Below are 21618 nucleotides of genomic sequence, written 5' to 3' on the forward strand. Positions count from 1 at the left end.
ACGGTTGAAACCGAGTGAGGAGTATTGAAAGGCGGCTACATAAACATAGGTGATTTTTATTAAACAAAACATTTAGTTAAAAGATCGACGAAAGAAAAAAGAACCCTTCATCTTAAGTTGGATAAAACCATATGATTGATATAGTCTAAGAGCTTATAATAGTCTTCGAGGGAAAGTTTGAGTTATTTTAAACTTCATGTACCTATTAAGTTGATTTTAAATATAAATATAGACAATAATGAGGGGGTTATTTTTATGTCAAAAATTGATTCTATGCAAACTATTGACAGAGCTATGCTAATATTGCAGTCATTTTCTACAGATGTTAAAGAGTTATCGTTAGCTGAATTGCATCGTCGATTAGGGGTTTCTAAATCAAGCCTTCAACGTATTTTAAATTCATTGGTTGGCTATGGGATTTTAGAGAAAGATGAAGTAAAGAAAACGTATAAACTAGGAATAGGGTTGTACTTTCTCGGACAGCTTGTGGAGAAAGATTCCCAACTCTTAACCATATCCAAACGGTATATGGAACAATTACGTGACAAATTGAGCGAAGCCGTTTCATTAAATATCATTTCCCAAAGTGAGAGAAAATGTATTGGGTATGTGGAGGGAAAACATGAACTGACCACTATCTCTTATGTAGGGCAAACCTCCCCTTTATATGCTGGAGCCTCAGCAAAATTATTGCTGGCTTATTTACCCTTAGAAGAAAGGAATAGATTATTAGATCAGATAGAGTTTAATCCGATATCAAAACGAACTATTCTCGACACAGAAAAGTTAAGGGGAGAGTTAGAAAAGATTATACAAGATGGCTATTCTATAAGTGAGGAGGAAAGAGTGGAGGGAGCAATAGCCATTAGTGCTCCTATATGCAATCCTTTCAATGAGGTGATTGCAGCAATCACTATTAGTGCGCCTACCGTTCGGTTAAATAGGGAAAAGGTTGATTACTATATTACTCATTTAAAGGAGACAGCAGCTACTATATCCCTTAACTTGACAAATGTTGAAAATCAATAGTCACCCCATCCAGACATTCGCCCTTACATTATTACTGCTCAATCATACTTAAATTGAGAATAAACTGTCTATATAAAATAATCAGAAAAGTTCCTTGATTTTTTTGCTACCGTCAGTTAAAATTTGAATTACGTACCGATAAATGGTACCTTATACCATTTATCGGTATAAGGTACTTGCTGAGCAGAAACTTAAAAAGGAGGAAAGTAGCATGAAGAGCTGGGGAATTATTGTGGGGTTGTTATTTTTGATTGGGGTATTGGTTGGGTGCAATGCAGCAAGTTCGGGAGGAAATGAAAGCGTTAACAATGGAGGGGAGGGAACATATAAACTGGTAGTAAACAATTGGCAGTCATCGGCTCATCATTATGCCTATAATGTTTGGGATCCCTGGAAAGAACTTGTTGAGGAAAAAACGGATGGGCGTGTAACTGTAGAAATACATCATGGGGGTTCCTTAGGGAAATCCTCTTCGGTATATCAAGATGTTAGTGGCGGTTTATATGATGTCAGCCTAGCTGTAGCAAATTACTTTTACGATACAGAGTTTTTCCCTTATACGATTGGTAATTTACCATTTGCGTTTGAAGGCTCAGCAGAAGCAGTTGATATTTTAACAGAGTTTGGAGAGAAGTATGCAAATGAAGAACTGGAAGAAAGCGTTATTGTTATGCCACCCACCGCAACAGACGGCTATGATCTCTTTTCGACTCAGCCAATCAAGGCAGTTGAAGATCTGAAAGGATTGAAAATACGAGTGAATGGCAAAAGTGAAAACGCTTTCGTAAAAGCTCTAGGCGGTGTTCCCGTTTCTTTATCTACCGAGGATGCCTACGAAGGGCTTGATAAAGGTATGATTGATACAACTTTTTATACACCTATTGGTGCAGTCGGGACTGGGTATTACGAGCCAGCGCCATATATTACGGAACTAGCAATATCTGTTACTCCCATGATACCTATAATGAATAAAGATTTCTACGAAGGGCTACCAGAGGATCTTCAGCAAATGTTTAGTGATGAATTAAATCCTGCTCTGGCTAGACTGTTTACGGAAAGTTACGAAACAGAACTAGAGGCTGCCCATAAGGAATTAAAGGAAGCCGTCTCTGGTCGAGGGGAATTTATTAACCTAGAGGATTCAGAGATTAATGAGTTTAGAGAATTAGGTCAACCTGCATGGGAAGTCTGGGTGGAAGATGCAAATAGTAAAGGTTACGACGGCGAGCAAATGATCAATGATTTATTTAATATGTTGGAAGATGCAGGTTATCCAGTACCGTTTTAGTAAATGAACTGGGAGCCTCTACCCAGAGTCACAGAGGTAGAAGCTTGTCCAAAATAAAGGGGTGAGTTGTCCAATGATTTTCTTAGCAAAGGTGATTAACACCTTGTCGAATTTACTCCGATCTATAGCACTGCTAACTATGGCTTTTATGATGTTTTTTATTACTGCAGCTGTTTTCAGCAGATTACTATTTACTCCTATTATAGGAGATGTGGAGGTAATCCAGCTAGGTATGGTGGTTCTTATTATGTGCGGATTGGCATACACTCATCAGGTGAATGGGCATATCAGCATAGAATTTATTGTAAAAAAATTCCCTAACAAAGCACAGTATTTAATTAACATTTTGGCACAACTATTAACTTTAATTGCAACTCTTGTTGTTACTTTTATTTATATAGAAGTAGCATTTAACCATAAAAATCATATGCATTTAAGTACAGGCCTACTTGAGATCCCTTATTACCCTTTCGATTTTATTATCGTGTTGGGTTTCTTGATGTGGGGATTAGAAGCGCTACTAAAACTTATTTATTCTATTATGGAGTTATTTACGTCAAAAACAATAGATGGATAGGAGAGGAGGTCGGATCTATTGCCTATTGAAATGATAGGGTTGCTTGGGGTCATCTTAATGTTCCTTTTGATGTTTTTAGGAATCCCAATTGCTATTTCTATGGTTGTTCCCGCCTTACTGGGAATTCTTTATCTGAAAGATTTTAATACACTGTCCACTGCAGTTGAAACGATTATTTGGGATCATAGCTTTAGCTATACTCTCAGTACGATTCCAATGTTCGTACTTATGGGTGAATTACTATATATCTGCGGTATAAGCACTGAGTTGTTCAACACGTTTCGTCTTTGGCTAAGCAAACTAAGAGGCGGACTAGGAATGGCTACTATTGGTTCATCTGCTATTTTTGCAGCGGCTTCCGGTTCAAGTCTAGCTAATACCGCAACAATGGGCGTGATTGCTTCCAAAGAAATGCTCAGTGCTGGCTACGATAAATCTCTTACGGGGGGATCCATCGCTGCTGGTGGGACATTAGGAGTATTAATTCCGCCAAGCACACTATTCATTGTGTATGGGATGATGACCGAACAATCTATAGGTCAATTGCTTGTCGCAGGAATTATTCCAGGCATTCTTCTTATGGTGCTTTATATGCTTACTGTGTATATAGTAGTTGTGATGAAACCAGGGATGGCCCCTTTTGAAAACACGAAGGTCACCTGGAAGGCTAGATTCTCTTCACTTAAATCTACGGTATGGATCATTCTGTTGTTTCTCGTTGTAATCGGCGGTATGTATCTAGGTTGGTTTAACCCAACGGAGGCGGCTGGCATAGGGGCTTTTGCGACTTTTACAATTGCTTTATTAAGAAGAAAATTAACCGTTCCCTCTTTCATCCACGCTATGTCATCTACTTTAAAAACAACAGGATTTTTATTCGCGATAATAATAATGGCGTTCATTCTTAATTACTTTTTGACAATTACGAGGGTGCCAATCATGTTGGCTAATTTTTTAAATGGGTTGACTTTACCGGACTTCGCCTTATTTGGAATTATCATATTAATGTATGTCCTGTTAGGAGCTGTTATGGATGGCTTAGCTATGGTTGTAGTCACACTACCTATTATACTCCCACTGATAAACATGATGCAATTGGACCTAATTTGGTTTGGAGTGATAATTGTATTAGTAATGGAAATGGGGATGATAACTCCTCCAGTAGGAATGAATTGTTTTGTTCTTAGAGGATCTGCTCCTAGCTTATCGTTGGGAAATATATTTAAAGGAACCTCGTTGTTTATTATTCCAATTATAATCGTTATCGGTATCCTTTATCTCTTTCCGGAAATAGCTTTATTTTTACCGGAAAATATGTATTAGATTGTTCGATATAAACTGAGGGGAATTATCTTATGATGAACGGATAGTGGAAAACGGAGTGTTATTTTATTGATATGGAATTTAATAAATAATGTTACGCTATGTCATCTGATTGCTATGAGGGCGGACAAAAGGAAAAATCTAAACTATGTTTACTAGAATATAAATAGTATTGGGGGATTGTTTACCTTGTTAACTAAAACGAATGATTTAAGTTCTATGCTTTCTCCAAAATCTATAGCGGTAATTGGAGCCTCCGGAGATAAAAGGAAGATTGGATATAAGCTCGTATCCAACCTAAAAGAAATAGGCTACGAAGGAAAAGTCTATCTAGTTAACCCAAGATATGAACAAATAGAAGAATATCCTTGTTACCAGAATATCACAGACCTGCCATTAAACATTGATTTAGTTTTAGTATCCGTAAGTTCAGCTAAAGTGATGGAAGTTTTAGAACAACTCAACGAAAGACAGGTTAGAAGTATAATTATTTTAAGTTCGGGATACGCAGAGACAGGAGAAGCTGGGGCTAAGCTGGAAAGTGAAATTTCCAAGTTTTCTTTAGAAAAAAGTATACCAATTTGCGGTCCTAATACAATAGGGGTGGCCAACTTTAAAGAAAGGTTTATTGCTTCCTTTTCAAGCCTAAAGCCGGCAGCAGATGACTCAATAGCATTTGTTACCCAGAGCGGTGCATTAGGTACCCTTTCTTATACCTTGTCTAAGGAGATAGGAATTGGATTCCATTATTTCGTATCATCTGGAAATGAAGCGGGTACTGACTTTTTTGACTATATTCATTATTTAGCAGGACGACAGGATGTTAAAGTAATTGGAGGTTATTTAGAGGGTGCTCGAGATTTTAATAAGATGGATCATGCGATAAAAGCATGTCATGAAAATAAAAAGCCATTAGTTTTGATGAAAGTGGGAAATTCTAAAAAAGGAGCGGAGGCAGCCACTTCTCATACTGCGTCTATTGCGGGAAATGCTGAGATATATGAAAACTATTTAGAACTTAATAATATAGTACGAGTTTCAGATGAGGAGGAACTGACGGATACATTAGCAGTTTTTACTAAAACTGTGAACCCTGAAAAACTAGGAGGAGTAGCATTAGTAACTCAGTCAGGAGGGGCAGGAATAATTATGACAGACCGGTGCGAAGAGAGAAAGATCGCTGTTTCTGAATTAGCAAATAGTACAAAAATGAAGCTGAATCAGGTTCTCCCAAGTTTTGCTTCGGTTAAAAATCCCGTTGATATGACTGCGCAGGTAGCTCAATCTCCGGAGATGATCATCGATACAGTGGAGATCACTCTTCAGGATGAAAATGTGGATTCGTTGGTCCTATATCTCCAAATGACAGATGAAAAGTTCCTGACAATACTACCCAGGTTATCTGATATTGCAAAAAGTTCAAATAAGAGGTTAATATTTTGCTGGTCAGGAATCTCTGAAGAAACTAAAGAAAAAGTCCTTAAGCACAGAGATATCTGTTGGATACCTAACCCAACCAGGGCGATTAATGCGCTTTCCAATGTGAGAAAATATTATAGGAATAATAGAGGTATAGAGTATGGAAAAAAGGAGAAAACAAGAATAACGGATGAAAAACACTTAAAAATAAATGGGACATTAAATGAATGGGAAAGTAAACAACTTTTAAAGGAATATGGGGTTACGGTTCCCAAAGGAAAAATGATCACTAGTATAAGAGATCTGGAAAATGAGCAATGGACCTTTCCCCTAGTGATGAAAGCTGTCTCTTCCAAAATTGAGCATAAAAGTGATTATGGGTTGGTAGAGCTTAATATTAATTCTCATGAAAAGGCTAGCCGTGCCTATAAGAGGATTATGGAAAATAAGAAAGCCTGTCATCCTACTAGAGAATTGGATGGCATTTTAGTTGAAGAAATGGCACCAGTAGGAACTGAGGTAATTGTAGGGGCATTAAATGACGAAACATTTGGCCCAAGCATTATGCTCGGAATGGGCGGGGTTTTTGTTGAATTGATGAAAGATGTAGTTATTCACCCGGCCCCTTTGAACCATTACCAGGCATTGAAAATGATTAAATCTCTTAAAAATTATCAAGTTTTAGAGGGAGTGAGAAACAAAAGCAGGGTTGATATAGAAGTATTGGCCGAGGTCATCGTTAGGATATCCGAAATGATTATCGATCTAGGTGATAGTATTACCGAGTTGGATATTAATCCAATAATTGTTCATGAAAAGGGGAAGGGAGTTACAGCAGTAGATGCTCTTATCATAGGTAAATAAAATATGGGAAAATTGAGGTCGGTTGATGAGGTATTCTTGATGTTGCATTTAAATTTGAATTTCAGAAACAACAGTGAATATTCATCGAATCACTGTTAACATTATGTAAATAACTAATGGCCTGCTGACAAAAACAGGCCATTAGTTAATTACCTTCTACTTAGGATGCTTTCCTCATGCCCTTCATGATCAGGCTGACGATGAAGATGAGGATGATCGCACCAATCAATGCCGGGATAATCGCAAACCCGCCGATAACTGGGCCAAAGTCACCCATCAGGGAAGACCCGATCCATGCGCCGATGAACCCGGCAATGATGTTGCCGATGATTCCGCCTGGTACATCCTTTCCAACAATGAGGCTAGCTAACCAACCCAGAATACCACCTACGATTAAACTCCAAATAAAACTCATAATATCTAAATACCTCCTATAAAAAGCTTTTTTCTTAACGGTGTATTAATTACATAGCCTAAATTGGAGATTTTTAAACAGGAAAGAGGAAGGGAGGCAATCGGGGGTAACGGGGAGTAGGGACTCAAGCGGCGGGATGCGCACTCGGGCGCCACCAGCTCCCATTCGGGCCGCGTACCTTCTCACTCGGGCGCCACCACCTTCCACTCGTGCCGCGCCCCCTCTGACTCGGGCGCCAGCACCTCCCAGTCGGGCCGCGCACCCTTTCACTCGGGCGCCAGCACCTCCCACTCGTGCCGCGCACCCTTTCACTCGGGCGCCAGCACCTCCCAGTCGGGCCTCATACCCCCACTCACAAAACACTACTATTCCCTCTCTTCCACCCATAAGGCCACCTGCAGAATCAGTGCGTCTTCAAAGCATCTTGGGTCATATCCTGTTTCTTCCATGATCTTATTGATGCGGTAGATCAGTGTATTTCTATGTACATATAGACTTTCGGCCGTCTTTTGGATGTTGAGGTTCTGTTCAAAGAAACTTTTCAGAGTGCTCCTCTTCGTCTGGTCAAGGTTTTGGAGGACGCGGCTGGAAAAGCGGTCGGCCATGACGGGTTCGAGCTGGTGGATCAGTGCTTTGACTTCCATCTGCGTGAAAGGGATGATCTCTTTGTCGGCATTGCTCAGCCTCAGTGCCAGGTCACAGTCGAGATAGGATTGGTGAAAGCCTTCGATTGCTGGAAAGGGCAGGCTGTAGGACAGCCGGAATGGCACGTTCAAGTCATGCATGGTCTCTTGAATGGATGTTATCATCTTTCCCGCCTGCTCGCTGGCAAAATCAGTGATTCCGATAAACAGGCGGTGGATGTTGGTAAAGCCGATCAGGCATTTGCGGGTGCCCAGGTTGTTTTCCAGCCGCTCGACCAGTACCCGGCTGGAAACCGTCCAGTCGGAAATCTCGATTAGGATGCCCAAGAACGGGGGTGTCAATTGGAAATCGAGTCTGCCGAGGCCGCGTTCGATGTCACTGTAGGACGGCTCCTTACTGAGAAGCTGTTCGATGACCATGTCTGTTGTCCGCTGCTTCCATTCCAGCTGGGAGGCGATGTCCTCCTGCCTGATCATCAATTCGGTCGTCATTTTGACCAATGCCCCGATGTCTTCCATTTCCGCCGGGTCACCGGTGATGCCGATGACGCCGATGATTTCATTTTTAAAAAGGATCGGCAAATTGATCCCGGGCTGGGCCCCTTCCCAGGTGCCGCTGTCATCCGGATGGATCAATAGCGGTTCGCCGCTCTCTAGGACGTGGAGTGCTCCTTCATGTAAGGAGTCCATCCGGGATTTGTCTTTGGTGGCGATGATTCTGCCGCCGACGTCCATAATATTGACGTTTCGATGGATCCGCCTGGAGGTTTCTCTCACGATTGCCCTCGCAATTTTCCTTGTTAACATGTCTTGAGCCAGCTCCTTTGTATGGTATGACTAAATTTCAATTGGTTTACCCTGATAATTTTATATGGTATAGCCATAGCCAAGTTTCGTCAACTTTCATATAATTGACACATCGACAAAATGAAAACGTTTACGGGAGGTGGATGATTTGAAAATTGTAATTGCGCCTGATTCCTTCAAGGGCAGTTTGTCGGCAGTAGAAGCGGCTGATGCGATAGCTAAGGGAATCCGCAAAGCGCTTCCGGATGCCGAGGCCATTTGCTTGCCAGTAGCGGATGGAGGCGAGGGAACGATGGAAACGCTCGTGACCGCAACCGGCGGTGAGGTGCGGAAGGTGCTTGCGACCGGACCGCTCGGCAATGGGGTCGAAGCGGAATACGGTGTGCTCGGGGATGGGAAGACATGTGTGATTGAGATGGCCACGGCTTCTGGACTCGCACGGATACCGGAGGGAAAACTCTCCCCATTAAAGGCGACGACTTATGGAACCGGGGAACTGATCAAGCATGCGCTTGATGCCGGCTACACCTCTTTCATCCTGGCCATCGGCGGATCTGCGACCAATGATGCCGGAGCGGGCATGCTTCAAGCCCTTGGAGCAAAACTCCTGGATAAAGAGGGGAAAGATATCGGCTTTGGCGGCGGCCAGCTGGATAGGGTGGCGAAAATTGATCTGGATCGATTTGACAAGCGCATTGCGAAAAGCAGCTTCCTGATTGCTTCGGATGTACAGAATCCACTGGTCGGACAGGAAGGGGCTTCCCATATATTTGGCCCGCAAAAAGGGGCGGGGGAAAGAGAGGTCCTCCTGCTGGACCGCAATCTCACCCATTGGGCAGATGTAGTGGAGAAGACGGTAGGCATCAGACTGCATGACCAGCCAGGGGCGGGTGCTGCCGGTGGAATCGGCGGTGCGTTCCAGGCATTTTTCCCTGGGGAAATGAAGCGGGGAATCGATGTGGTGCTGGAATACAGCGGGTTGAGAGATTATCTGGTAGATGCCGACTTGGTCATCACTGGCGAAGGGAAAGTCGATCATCAGACTTCATCTGGCAAGACGCCGCTCGGGGTAGCGCAGGCGGCATATGAACAGGATGTGCCAACGATCATCATCGCAGGTTCCATCGGGGATGGGGTGGAGGTCCTTTATGAATACGGGGTGCTGAGCATCCACAGCCTCATGAAGGAGCCGCTGCCACTGGAAGAAGTTATGGAAAAAGCTAGTGAACTGCTTGAGTTCAGTGCAGAACAGGTGGCACGTACACACTTCTATCATATCAAACAAGGGGGTCCTTCCTATGCGGATTAAAGATACGATTGAAAAAGTCCCGGGCGGGCTGATGGTCATCCCGCTCCTGTTGGGGGCAACATTGAATACGATTGACCAAATGCATATTCCGGCGGTGATGAAAGGGCTGGAATTCCTGGGGGCTCCCCAGACCGAAGAGGGGTATTACGAGTTTCTGAGAATTGGGGGATTCTCACAGGAACTTTTCAAAGATAGTGCCCTTGTACTTATTGCCCTATTTCTCTTCTGTGTGGGCAGCCAGATGAATTTGAAGGTAGGGGGAAAGGCGCTGAAAAAAGGCGCACTGATTACGACCTCGAAATACCTGACAGGGCTTGCCGTCGGGATGGCATTCGGATTTTTCTTTGATCCGATGAGCGGGCTGTTCGGACTGTCCACCCTGGCAATCATTGCCGGGATGACGAACAGCAACAGCGGCATGTACGCAGCACTCACAGGGCAGTATGGCAACCGTTCCGATGTCGGTGGGCTGTCCATTCTTGCGATCAACGACGGCCCGTTCCTGACACTCCTAGCTTTGGGGATTTTAGGAACCGCTTTCCCGGCGATTTCGTTTATCGCTGTCCTGCTGCCGCTGGGAATCGGCATGCTTTTAGGCAACCTGGATCCGAAAATCCGGGAATTCCTGAAGCCTGGTGAATCACTCACCATTCCATTCTTCGCATTCTCGCTAGGCGCGGGGATGAACCTGGCAAACTTCTTCAATCCAGACGTGCTTGCCGGTGGGTTGACACTTGCTGCCCTGACGTTCTTCCTGACAGGGATTGCTGGTGTCGTAGCATTCCGGCTGTTCCGTGAAAAAAGTGTCATTGCGCCCGTTGCCGAGGCTTCGACAGCAGGTAATGCCGCAGCTACACCGGCAGCCGTTGCCGCTGCAGCTGCGACTGCCGCAAGTTCTGGAGCGATGACGGCAGCGGAGTATGAAGCGATTCAGGCTATTGTGCCGATCGCGACGGCCCAGATTTCGATTTCCACCATCACCACAGCCCTGCTTTGTCCGGTGGGTGTCATTCTGATCGACCGCTATCAGCGCAAGCGGGGAATTGATGCAACCAAGGATGAAGTGGATGTAAAAGAAGTGCCGGGTCAAGGTGCGAAAGAAGCAGCGGCCAATTAATGTATCCGCTTACCCTTTGCTTTTAGCGTAGGGTAAGCTTCTTGTCATTCCATACAAAACAACGAGAGCGGAGGGTTTTACTATGCAAACCGAATTACTATATGGAAAAGAAAATCTGCCCCTGAACCTGCCGGATGACACACTTGTCATCGAGCCGAAGAATCTGCCGAAGATGGAGGATGAAAAAGAAGCCATCCGGAGGGCACTGAGAAATCCGATCGGGCATGTCGAGCCGCTGAAGGAAGCGGTGAAATCGACCGATACCGTCTCCATCGTCATCAGCGACATCACCAGGCCGACGCCGAACCATATCATGGTGCCATTATTGATTAAGGAGCTTGATCATGTACCGCTGGAGAACTTTGTCATCATCAACGGCACCGGCACACACCGCGACCAGACACGCGAGGAGTTTGTCCAAATGCTCGGGTCCTGGGTGGTGGACAATGTACGGATCATCAATAACCAATGCCATGATAAGGATTCCCTCGTCAATTTAGGCAAAAGCAGCTTCGGCTGTGATGTGTATTTGAACAAGGAGTATGTGGAATCCGATTTCCGCATCGTTACCGGCTTCATCGAGCCCCATTTCTTTGCCGGATTTTCCGGCGGGCCGAAGGGAATCATGCCAGGCATTGCCGGCATTGAAACAATCATGACCTTCCATAATGCCCGCATGATCGGCGACCCGCTCTCCACCTGGGGAAATATGGTCAATAACCCGGTTCAGGACATGACACGCGAGATCAATGGCATGTGCAAGCCTGACTTTATGCTGAATGTCAGCCTGAACCGCGAAAAGGAGATCACCAATGTGTTCGCCGGTGAGCTGTATGAGGCGCATGACAAGGGATGTGAATTTGTCCGAGAGCACGCGATGTTCCGCTGTGACGAGCGGTTCGATGTCGTGATCACCTCCAACTCCGGCTATCCGCTCGACCAGAATCTGTATCAAGCTGTGAAGGGCATGAGTGCGGCACATAAAATCGTCAAGGAAGGCGGTTCGATCATCGTCGCTTCCGAATGCTCGGACGGCCTGCCGAACCATGGGAACTATGCCAAGATATTCGAAATGGCCGAAACCCCGCAGGAGCTGCTGGACCTCATCAATGATCCGGAATTCAAGATGTTCGACCAGTGGCAGGTACAGAAGCAGGCGGTCATCCAGGTCTGGGCCGATGTCTATGTATATTCCAAGCTGAGCGAGGAACAGGTGCGCAACACCATGCTTAAGCCGAGCAGCAATATTGAAAAGACATTGGAAGAACTGAAGCAGAAATACGGGGAGGATATGCGTGTCGCTGTCATGCCGCTCGGCCCGCTGACTATTCCATTTGTGGAAGAGAGTGTCGGAGCGATTTAGAGTTTAGGGTTGATCCATTGCTTTATACGGAGTGGGGTATTATAATGGATGGATATATTTCAACCAAGCACAGGAGTGACTCCCATGAGCCAACCATCCGAAAAGAACCAGTTATACACTTGTTCCTCCTGCACCACCCAGCCAACTGAGGAGTCAGCAGGCGGCATTAGAAAGTGGCTGCCGAAAATTTGTATCGGCCATGTGGCGATGGCAGCCGGGATGATCTATATTTTGGCATCACAAATCATGATGATGTAGAACATCGATGTTTCTTATAAAAACAGCCTCTACCATGTACATCTTTTTCCTGATAATATGGTAGGGGCTGTTTTAGTTGTGCATAATGAAGGTTGATAGATACATATTCGGAGTTTAGAGCATGAATGGTGTTTTTATATAACATAAACATCGGCTACTACCGAAATTTCCATCTCCTTAAGCGCCGATACAAACTTTTACTAACTAAATTGTATGAAAAGTTCCTCCAATTTATAGCCAGTTTTGACAATTGATATCTCTGTTAGAGAAGATTAGTATTTATCTTAAGATATAAAGTTAAAATATGACTTTCTATCAGAAACGCAAGAGTAGGAAGAGAAAGGAAAAATCCGTGATGTTGAATAGTTTGCTAAGGGTATAAGATTTGATAATCCATACACATTCAAAATGGTTCAGGAATTTATGAATAATATAGTTCTTATTGCTGGAAATGAAATCGCTTACATTATGACGCGTATAATGGACAAACATAGAATTATTTTGGAAGGAGCCGCTGCAACAGGCATTGCAACATCTTTAGGAAAGAGAATCTCCAATCGAGAGGGTAAAATCGCTGTCATAATAAGCGGGCATAATGTTGGGCTTTCAATATTGTTAAAGTTAATTCGAAATTATTCTTTTACTAGTAAAGGGTGAGATTATGTCACGTGGCAACCGTATGGAGAATGTTAGAACTGAAAGGGATTTCTTAGGATCGAAGGAAGTGCCAAAGGAAGCATTGTATGGGATCCAAACATTACGTGCCGTTGAAAACTTCCCAATAACAGGTTATCGAATTCATGAAGGTTTAATTAGAGCATTTGCAATGGTTAAGAAGGCAGCAGCTTTAGCAAATATGGATGTGAAACGCTTATCCATTGGTTTGGGGGACCCAATCGTTAAGGCGGCGGATGAGATTATTGGCGGGAAATGGCATGAATTTTTTATGGTCGATCCGATTCAAGGTGGTGCTGGTACGTCCATTAACATGAATATGAACGAAGTTATTGCAAATCGAGCTTTAGAAATAATGGGCAAAGAAAAAGGGGACTATACACAGCTAAGTCCAAACACACATGTAAATATGTCACAATCAACCAATGATGTTTTTCCAACTGCTATCCATATTTCCGTCCTTCATCTATTAGAAAAACTATTACTGACAATGCAAGAAATGCATACAGTTTTTATAAAAAAAGCCCATCAATTTGACCATGTCATAAAAATGGGAAGAACCCATCTCCAAGATGCTGTCCCTATTCGGCTTGGTCAGGAATTTGAAGCATATAGCCGTGTTGTAGAACGTGACATTATACGCATTAGACAATCCAGGCAGCATTTATATGAAGTAAATATGGGGGCAACTGCAGTAGGGACGGGCTTAAATGCCGATCCCCTCTATATTAAACAAGTAGTCAAACACGTATCCCATATTAGTGGATTGCCGCTTAAAGGAGCTGAACACCTCGTTGATGCCACACAAAACACGGATGCATATACAGAAGTTTCAGCTGCTTTAAAAGTATGTATGATGAATATGTCCAAAATAGCGAATGACATTCGTTTCATGTCATCAGGTCCACGAGCTGGTTTAAGTGAGCTCATTTTGCCAGCCCGTCAACCAGGTTCTTCCATCATGCCAGGTAAAGTAAACCCTGTTATTCCTGAAATGATCAATCAGGTTGCATTTCAAGTAATAGGGAATGATCATACGATCTGTTTAGCTTCGGAAGCTGGGCAGCTGGAATTAAATGTAATGGAACCTGTATTAGTATTTAACTTACTTCAATCTATCAGTATTATGGACAATGCCTTCCGAGTTTTTACGACTTACTGTCTGGAAGGCATTGAGGCAAATGAAAATCGATTGAAGCACTATGTGGAACAAAGCGTGGGAATTATTACGGCAGTAAACCCGCATATCGGTTATGAAACGGCAGCCCAAATTGCAAGGGAAGCGATTATAAACGGTACATCCGTTCGAGAACTATGCTTGCTGTATGGTTTATTATCAACAGAAGAACTTGATCTTATATTAAATCCTTATGAAATGACAGAACCAGGCATATCTGGAGCGGCCTTTTTAATCGGGAATAACTAATTATATTGAACTCCCACTAATACCGGCAAAAAACATAAAGAATTGTATTAATAAATTATTTTTTCAGAAGAGTATAATTTCATTGTAGACGTTATTCATATAATATGTTTTTCTATTAGTAGAAGAGTTTTATGAGAGAGGAATTTTCTGTAATTATTCTGCTGTAGATGAGCGATGGCCATCAGCTTAAGGGGCCTTGTATTTTTGTTCTTTAGTCTTAGGCAGTCCGAGGGGGGGCAACATGAGTTTAACCATTCAAAATATATTAGATTACGAGATTATGCAAAACGCTAGAACGGTAGCTGGAAAAGACTTTGTTAACGAAAGGACTGTGCAATGGATTTCCGTAATGGAAAGGCCGGTTGAAAACTTCGTTCGACGAAATGAGGTAGTATTAACGACTGCAATTGGATGTAATAATGATTTGCAAACGTTCAAAGCCTTTGTACAAGATGTTATCAATTCTGAAGCATCGGCACTTATGATTGCGCTAGGAAGGTATATATTTGATATCCCTAATGAAATCATTGAATTAGCCGACAAGCATCAATTCGTGCTAATTGAACTCCCGTGGGAAATCCGATTTTCCAGTATTACTGAGAAGGTTATGAAAGAGCTAAACGATCTTCAACACAAAGAACGGGAAAAGTCTGAGAAGGTTCAACAGAAACTGTTACAATTAATTCTTAAAGAAACAGACCTCCATCGCATATCAAAATTTATTCAAAATCAGATTGACAGCCCTGTTATTATAACGGACCGTTCAGGTAACATCCTTGATGAGGTCGGTTACAAAGATGATTTTATAATGGATTGGAAGAACTCTGTTTTACAAGGAATTCTTCCAACCCAAGAAAAGGATTCACCTTTAACACGTGATCCCATGTTTCAAAAGTTTCAAGTGATAGAAGTTGAAGACCAGGTGATGCTGCAAATGCCGGTACTGCAAGTATTAGGTGATCCTCAAGGCTATATATTTGTACAGATGGCACCTAACACTTCTATAGAGAAATATTTAACACAGTTTCGTGTAAACGTTTTAGAACACGCTTCCACTACTATCGCTCTTTGGCTTTCGAGAAAAAATGCAATTGAAGAGACGAAAATGCGACTTCGCAGTGACTTTGTACAAGAGCTTGCTAAAGGAGAATTTGCTTCTTTTGACCAGGCGAATGCAAGAGCGAAATTACTTGGGTACGATATAAGGCTCCCATACGTTTGCATTGTTGGTTATCCTGAAAACTTGCAGGTGTTATTTCAAAAAACAAATAGTGTTGATTATTCTTTTAATCACTGGGTTGAAAATATGATTAGGTACATTGAAGAAGAAGTTTTCTATGCTGCACAATCCCTTACAAAAGAAGTTCTAATGACATATCATGAGGAATATTTGCTGATTTTCTTAGAGCATCCGAGTAAAACCGTGGTGGAAAACAACAATAATTTTTTAGATCTTGTGGAACGCCGATTAAGAAACTTGCTTCCAGAGGTTGTCATATCTTGGGGAATCGGGGATCACCGTGATGAATTGGAAGGGCTGTCTGAAAGTTATTACCATGCAAAAATTGCCTTACAGATTGGAAGACGAAAAAAGGGAATTGGATATCGGATGTTGTATGACAATACACGTGTTGACAGGGTACTTTTAAATTTGTCACAAAACGAGGACATGAAAGAAGTGATTATTTCTACTATCGATCCTCTTGTTCGATATGATAAGCAGCGGAATATGGATTTAATCGGAACTTTTATTGCATACAACCAAAATCACGGAAATGTAAGTAAAACAGCAAGATCCTTGGTTTTGCACCGACAATCTTTGTTGTATCGGCTTAGAAAGATTGAATCTTTAACAGGACTTTCCCTCATTGATCCTGATGATTTGTTTTTATTGGATTTAAGCATAAAAATTTGGAAATTAATGTAAGTTGAATTTGTGTGATATAAGCTAACCATTTTGGAGAGAGAAGTAATGAAGCAGGCGTAGTTTTAACATCAAATGTTGCAGGAGCACCTGGCCAATTGACGATAAACGAAATGGAAAATAGACCTTACAATGATCAAGGATTATTGTAAGGTCTATTTAAATTTTTAGAAGGATTTTTTTCTTGTGTGAGGTTAATGAAAGACTCTCTCTCTCGTCAACCCATTGAGTAGTTGGGCTGATAGGAGAGATTTTGCAAAACGGCATCAGATATCCCCCGAGTAGGGTACTTGATACGCAACGTTAAGTTTGTCTACTCCCCCCATCCTTTTACTCACTTATACACTTTTATATTTTTAATTATTTTGACTACAAGTTTATTAGAATCTTCATACATTTTTGCAGATGATACTTTTATCGCTCCACTCTATAATGAAAGCATAGATTAACCATTTTAGAAAACAGCCAGGAGGGATTATCCATGACATTTGGTACAGCAGAGTATAAAGAGAGAATTCGTAAAACAAAAGAAAGAATGGCAATAAAAGGGATCGACGTATTGCTTATTACAGATCCGGCTAATATGAACTATCTTTCTGGTTATGATGGCTGGTCATTTTATGTCCATCAAATGTTAGTGATTATTATTGACGAAGATCAACCAATTTGGATTGGAAGGCTTATGGATGCAAACGGAGTAAAAGCAACTTCCTGGCTTTATCATGAAAACATTATACCTTATCCAGAGGATTATATTCATTCAGATACAAAACATCCAATGGACTTTGTTGCTGATATTCTAAAACAAATAGGTCAGGATAAACGTTCAATCGGTGTTGAAATGGAAAACTATTACTTTACGGCAAAATGCTACCAACAATTGGAAAAGGGATTGCCTAACGCAAAATTTCAGGATGCAACTTTATTAGTAAACTGGGTTCGACTCATCAAATCAAATATGGAAATTGAATATATGAAACATGCAGCTTTGTTTGTTGAGAAAGCTATGATGTCTGGGATTGAATTAATTGATGCAGGTGTTCGTGAATGTGATGCAGCAGCAAAAATATTGCATACACAAGTTGCAGGAACAGCAGAATACGGTGGTGATTATCCTGCCATTATGCCGTTGCTTCCATCTGGCGAGAAAACATCAACACCACATTTAACCTGGACAGATGGGCGTTATAAAAATGGAGATACCGTCATATTAGAATTGGCGGGATGTTATAAACGCTACCATTCACCACTCGCTAGAACACTTAATATAGGTAAACCATCCGACAAAATTAAAGCGCTTTCAAATATCGTGGTTGAAGGTTTGAACGCTTGTCTGGAAATGATTAGGCCAGGTATTGCCTGTGAAGAAATTGAAGAAACGTGGAGAAAGACAATCTCAAAAAGCGGTATCGTTAAAGAATCCCGAATTGGATATGCGATGGGTCTTAACTACCCACCTGACTGGGGTGAGCATACAGTAAGTATACGCAAAGGGGAGAAAACCATTCTTCAACCAAATATGACATTCCATCTCATTCCAGGTATTTGGTTGGATAACTATGGATTTGAAGCAAGTGAATCGTTAAGAGTGACCGAAACTGGCTGCGAAACGTTCGCTAAACTTCCAAGAGAATTATTTATCAAGGATACAGTTCCAACCACAAATCTATTAATCAATACGATTAAAGGAGGTGAAGAAGACTGTTTATCTTTACCGAGCTAGAGCTTAAATCCTATATAAAGGTAAATCGTGAAGCAATTGCGGTTGTCGAAGAAGGATTTACGAAACTAGCAAACGATGAAGTGGAAATGCCGCCAATCATGCGTGTCGATGTCCATGATCAAAATGGTGAGGTAGATGTAAAAACAGCCTATATTACAGGTGCAGACATGTTTGCACTCAAGGTTTCTTCCGGATTTTTTAATAATTTTAAACTCGGATTGCCTAGCGGAAACGGGTTAATGATCCTGATCAGTACAAAAACAGGAACACCGGAGGCGCTTCTTCTGGATCATGGTTATTTAACGGAAGTTAGAACTGCTGCAGCTGGAGCGATTGCTTCGAAGTACTTGTCACGAGAAACCATTAGAACGGTCGGTGTAATTGGAGCAGGCAGTCAAGCAAGATTCCAGGTAAGAGCTTTAAAATTAGTTCGCAATTTTAAAAAAATCTTCGTGTATGCTCGTTCACCGGAACAGGCTCAAAAATATGCTGAAGACATGCATGCAGAACTCGGAGTTGACGTTCACGTGGCGGAAAGTGCGGAACAAGCTGTGCGATCCAGTGACTTAATTATTACGACAACACCTGCAAAAGAGCCGATTATTAAAGCGGAATGGCTGCATCCAGGCCTTCATATTACCGCAATGGGGTCTGACGCAGAAGATAAACAAGAACTAGAGGTGGATGTGCTTGCACGGGCAGATAGGCTTGTATGCGATACGACAGCACAGTGTGCCCGGCTTGGAGAATTGCACCATGCTCTAGAGCAAGGATTGCTAAATGAATCTCAAGTTGTTGAGCTAGGCCAATTAACATCTAAACGATTGATAGGCAGAGAGCATGATCAACAAATTACCATTGCTGATTTAACAGGAACAGGAGTTCAAGATACGGCTATTGCGCTTTTTGCTTTCAACGAAATGACCAAACGGGGTTTAGGATTAAAAATTGAAAATAATACAGAATTAAAAATCTAAGAGGAGTGATTATATGACAAACGAAAACATTCAAGCAGGTACGAAAGCAGTATGGGCAGGGGAAAAAGAATATTTGGTTCATGGGGCAACTCAAGTACCTGTTGTTCTTAGCGTAGCATACAACTACGATGATATGGATGAATGGTATGATGTAGCAACTGGAAAGAAAAAAGGGCATATTTACGGGAGAAACACAAATCCAACTGTTCAGTCATTTGAAGATAAAGTGAAGATTCTTGAAGATGCAGAAGCAGCAACGAGTTTTTCCACAGGAATGGCTGCAATCAGCAATACATTAGCAACATTTTTATTGCCTGGTGATCGAATTGTTTCTATTAAAGATACGTACGGAGGAACGAACAAAATTTTTACAGAGTTTCTTCCACGTCAGCAAATTGAAGTCGTACTTTGTGAGACAGGCAATCACGAGGCAATCGAAGCTGAAGTTGCAAAAGGCTGTAAAATCCTTTACTTGGAAACACCGACAAATCCAACAGTAAAAATTACGGACATTGAGCGCATGGCAAAGGCCGGCCATGATGCGGGAGCCCTTGTAATTGTTGATAATACATTCGGTACCCCAATCAATCAAAATCCGCTTTCATTTGGAGTAGACCTGGTTATCCATAGTGCAACAAAATTCTTAGGTGGCCACGCAGATGCTTTGGGTGGGGTTGTGTGTGGTGCCCATGAGCTTGTCGAGAAAATCTATCATTACCGTGAAATTAATGGGGCAACAATGGACCCAATGGCGGCATACTTGACTTTACGCGGCATGAAAACCCTTCACCTTCGTGTACGCCAGCAGTGTTCAAATGCCATGACACTGGCCAAATACTTACAAACGAAGGATATGGTAGAAGCCGTTTACTATCCTGGCCTTGAAGAACATCCTAATCATGATATTGCCAAAAAGCAAATGAAAGACTTTGGCGGGATGCTAAGCTTCGCGGTAAAAGGCGGAGTAGATACAGTTAGAAATTTGCTTCCAAAATTACAATTGGCCAACAGAGCAGCCAATCTGGGTGCAGTTGAAACAACTGTAGGACCTGCCCGTACGACAAGCCATGTGGAATGTACACCAGAGGAACGTGCAGCAATGGGAATTCCTGAAGGACTAATTCGAGTGTCTTGTGGAATTGAAGATATTGACGATTTAATTGCTGATTTTGAACAAGCATTTAACCATGTAATGAGTGCGTTAAAAGTTTAATAGTACGAGTTTTTTAATGAGGTGAGTGTGGTATGTCGAATGACCATCCGATCGTTGAGCAGGCAAACAGTCTGCTTAACGAACTGATCAAATGGCGTCGTACGTTTCATCAACATCCCGAGCTCAGTTTTCGGGAGTTCGGGACCTCTCAATTTGTTGTTGAAACGCTGCAAAAGATGGAAGGAATGAACATTGAAAGAGGAATTGGCGTTGAAACAAGTGTAGTAGGTACACTAACTTCCGGTGAAGGTCCGACAATCGCTATTAGAGCTGATATGGATGCACTGCCAATTACAGAAGAAAATACGGCAAGTTATTCTTCCAAAAACAATGGTGTCATGCATGCATGTGGGCATGATGCACATACAGCGGTTTTACTCGGTACTGCTTCGATACTAGCAAATCTATTTAAAAAGAATGAAGTTAAAGGAACAGTTAAATTTATTTTTCAACCGGCCGAGGAAAGTACCGATCAACATGGACTTTCCGGCTCTCCTTACATGTTGCAGGCTGGCGCTTACGACAATGCAGATGCAGCAATTGCATTGCATGTTTGTCCGTGGCTTCCTGTTGGCCATTTTCAAATGAATGATGGATATAGTATGGCAAATGTCGATGTGTTTGAAGCGAAGATTTTTGGGACAGGTGGCCATGGAGCCTATCCGGAACTTGGAACAGATCCAATCTGGATGCTTGGACCTGTAATGCAAGCACTGCATGGGATTATTGCCAGAAAAGTGTCTGCTCTAGATGCTGGAGTGATAAGTATTGGTCAAATCCATGCAGGAACAGCTAGTAATATTATTCCAACAGAGGTTTCATTACAGGGCACGATTCGCAGTTATACATCTGAAACTCGGGACTTATTAGCATTAGAATTAATGAAAGCGTTTTCGATTGCAGAAAATTTAGGTGGGAACTTCTCATTGAATGTCCAGAAGGGAGAACCAGCATTAAATAATAGTGCCATCATTAATGATTTGATTACCGGGGCTATTTCTGACACTTATCCTGAACTTCAGATAATAAATCGCCCATTTGGGTTAGGCGGAGAAGATTTCGGCTATGTCACCCAAAAGCTTCCAGGTTCTATGTTTTTTCTGGGATGTGCACAAATAGACGGAGTACAAAGAGATTTACACACCCCGAACTTTGATATGGACGAGAGCTCATTGCCGATTGGGACAGCAATACTTGTCCAGACAGCTATTAAGTTTCTAAACGGTGAGGTAATCTTACCTCATAACTAAAATTGGGAGGTGCTAAT

The 21618-nt window shown here is 42.2% G+C and carries 17 protein-coding genes; 15 read left to right on the top strand and 2 right to left on the bottom strand.

Annotation, left to right across the window (positions count from 1 at the left end):
• Nucleotides 1-255 precede the first annotated feature (255 nt).
• The 5 genes from ACFODW_RS13830 (at nt 256) to ACFODW_RS13850 (ending at nt 6500) form a co-directional block, all read left to right on the top strand.
• The gene (locus ACFODW_RS13830; RefSeq protein ID WP_390307370.1) at nt 256-1029 is read left to right on the top strand and encodes an IclR family transcriptional regulator; all 774 of its coding nucleotides are present in this window, start codon (nt 256-258) and stop codon (nt 1027-1029) included.
• 211 nt (nt 1030-1240) lie between these two features.
• On the top strand, nt 1241-2317 hold the full coding sequence (locus ACFODW_RS13835) for a TRAP transporter substrate-binding protein (protein ID WP_390307371.1): 1077 nt from the start codon (nt 1241-1243) through the stop codon (nt 2315-2317).
• Between the two features lie 73 nt (nt 2318-2390).
• Nucleotides 2391-2894, top strand: coding sequence for a TRAP transporter small permease (locus ACFODW_RS13840; protein WP_390307372.1), 504 nt, complete (start codon nt 2391-2393; stop codon nt 2892-2894).
• 18 nt (nt 2895-2912) lie between these two features.
• Nucleotides 2913-4217: a TRAP transporter large permease gene (locus tag ACFODW_RS13845; protein WP_390307373.1), complete on the top strand. Its 1305-nt coding sequence runs from the start codon at nt 2913-2915 to the stop codon at nt 4215-4217.
• A 189-nt stretch (nt 4218-4406) separates the two neighbouring features.
• Entirely contained in the window at nt 4407-6500 is a 2094-nt protein-coding gene (locus tag ACFODW_RS13850) for an acetate--CoA ligase family protein (RefSeq protein ID WP_390307374.1), read from the top strand.
• A 160-nt stretch (nt 6501-6660) separates the two neighbouring features.
• Here the strand turns inward: ACFODW_RS13850 and ACFODW_RS13855 are convergent, their stop codons facing one another.
• A complete protein-coding gene (locus ACFODW_RS13855) occupies nt 6661-6915 on the bottom strand; it encodes a GlsB/YeaQ/YmgE family stress response membrane protein (RefSeq protein WP_390307375.1) in 255 nt (84 codons plus the stop codon).
• Nucleotides 6916-7280: 365 nt separating this feature from the next.
• Nucleotides 7281-8366, bottom strand: a complete 1086-nt coding sequence (locus ACFODW_RS13860; protein ID WP_390307376.1) for a CdaR family transcriptional regulator — start codon at nt 8364-8366, stop codon at nt 7281-7283.
• A 148-nt stretch (nt 8367-8514) separates the two neighbouring features.
• Between ACFODW_RS13860 and ACFODW_RS13865 the strand changes: the two genes are divergently transcribed.
• From ACFODW_RS13865 to ACFODW_RS13910, 10 genes are all read left to right on the top strand, one after another.
• Nucleotides 8515-9675 carry a glycerate kinase gene (locus tag ACFODW_RS13865; RefSeq protein WP_390307377.1) on the top strand — a complete coding sequence of 387 codons (1161 nt, stop codon included), beginning with the start codon at nt 8515-8517 and terminating at the stop codon, nt 9673-9675.
• A complete protein-coding gene (locus ACFODW_RS13870) occupies nt 9665-10792 on the top strand; it encodes a 2-keto-3-deoxygluconate permease (protein ID WP_390307378.1) in 1128 nt (375 codons plus the stop codon). Before ACFODW_RS13865 ends, ACFODW_RS13870 begins: the two co-directional genes overlap by 11 nt.
• An 82-nt stretch (nt 10793-10874) precedes the next feature.
• On the top strand, nt 10875-12155 hold the full coding sequence (gene larA / locus ACFODW_RS13875; RefSeq protein WP_390307379.1) for a nickel-dependent lactate racemase: 1281 nt from the start codon (nt 10875-10877) through the stop codon (nt 12153-12155).
• A gap of 84 nt (nt 12156-12239) precedes the next feature.
• The gene (locus ACFODW_RS13880) at nt 12240-12413 is read left to right on the top strand and encodes a hypothetical protein (RefSeq protein WP_390307380.1); all 174 of its coding nucleotides are present in this window, start codon (nt 12240-12242) and stop codon (nt 12411-12413) included.
• Between the two features lie 679 nt (nt 12414-13092).
• Nucleotides 13093-14514 (top strand): aspartate ammonia-lyase, encoded by a 1422-nt coding sequence (gene aspA, locus ACFODW_RS13885; protein WP_390307432.1) that lies wholly within the window; start codon nt 13093-13095, stop codon nt 14512-14514.
• A 241-nt stretch (nt 14515-14755) separates the two neighbouring features.
• Nucleotides 14756-16441, top strand: a complete 1686-nt coding sequence (locus ACFODW_RS13890; protein WP_390307381.1) for a PucR family transcriptional regulator — start codon at nt 14756-14758, stop codon at nt 16439-16441.
• A 478-nt stretch (nt 16442-16919) separates the two neighbouring features.
• On the top strand, nt 16920-18161 hold the full coding sequence (locus ACFODW_RS13895; protein WP_390307382.1) for a M24 family metallopeptidase: 1242 nt from the start codon (nt 16920-16922) through the stop codon (nt 18159-18161).
• A complete protein-coding gene (locus ACFODW_RS13900; RefSeq protein ID WP_390307433.1) occupies nt 18140-19138 on the top strand; it encodes a cyclodeaminase in 999 nt (332 codons plus the stop codon). The genes ACFODW_RS13895 and ACFODW_RS13900 overlap by 22 nt, the downstream gene beginning before the upstream one ends.
• Before the next feature lie 13 nt (nt 19139-19151).
• The gene (locus ACFODW_RS13905; RefSeq protein ID WP_390307383.1) at nt 19152-20351 is read left to right on the top strand and encodes a cystathionine gamma-synthase family protein; all 1200 of its coding nucleotides are present in this window, start codon (nt 19152-19154) and stop codon (nt 20349-20351) included.
• Nucleotides 20352-20383: 32 nt separating this feature from the next.
• A complete protein-coding gene (locus ACFODW_RS13910; RefSeq protein WP_390307384.1) occupies nt 20384-21601 on the top strand; it encodes a M20 metallopeptidase family protein in 1218 nt (405 codons plus the stop codon).
• The last annotated feature ends 17 nt before the right edge of the window (nt 21602-21618 follow it).

This window comes from Virgibacillus sediminis (assembly GCF_042643265.1).
GTDB lineage: Bacteria > Bacillota > Bacilli > Bacillales > Amphibacillaceae > Virgibacillus_O > Virgibacillus_O sediminis.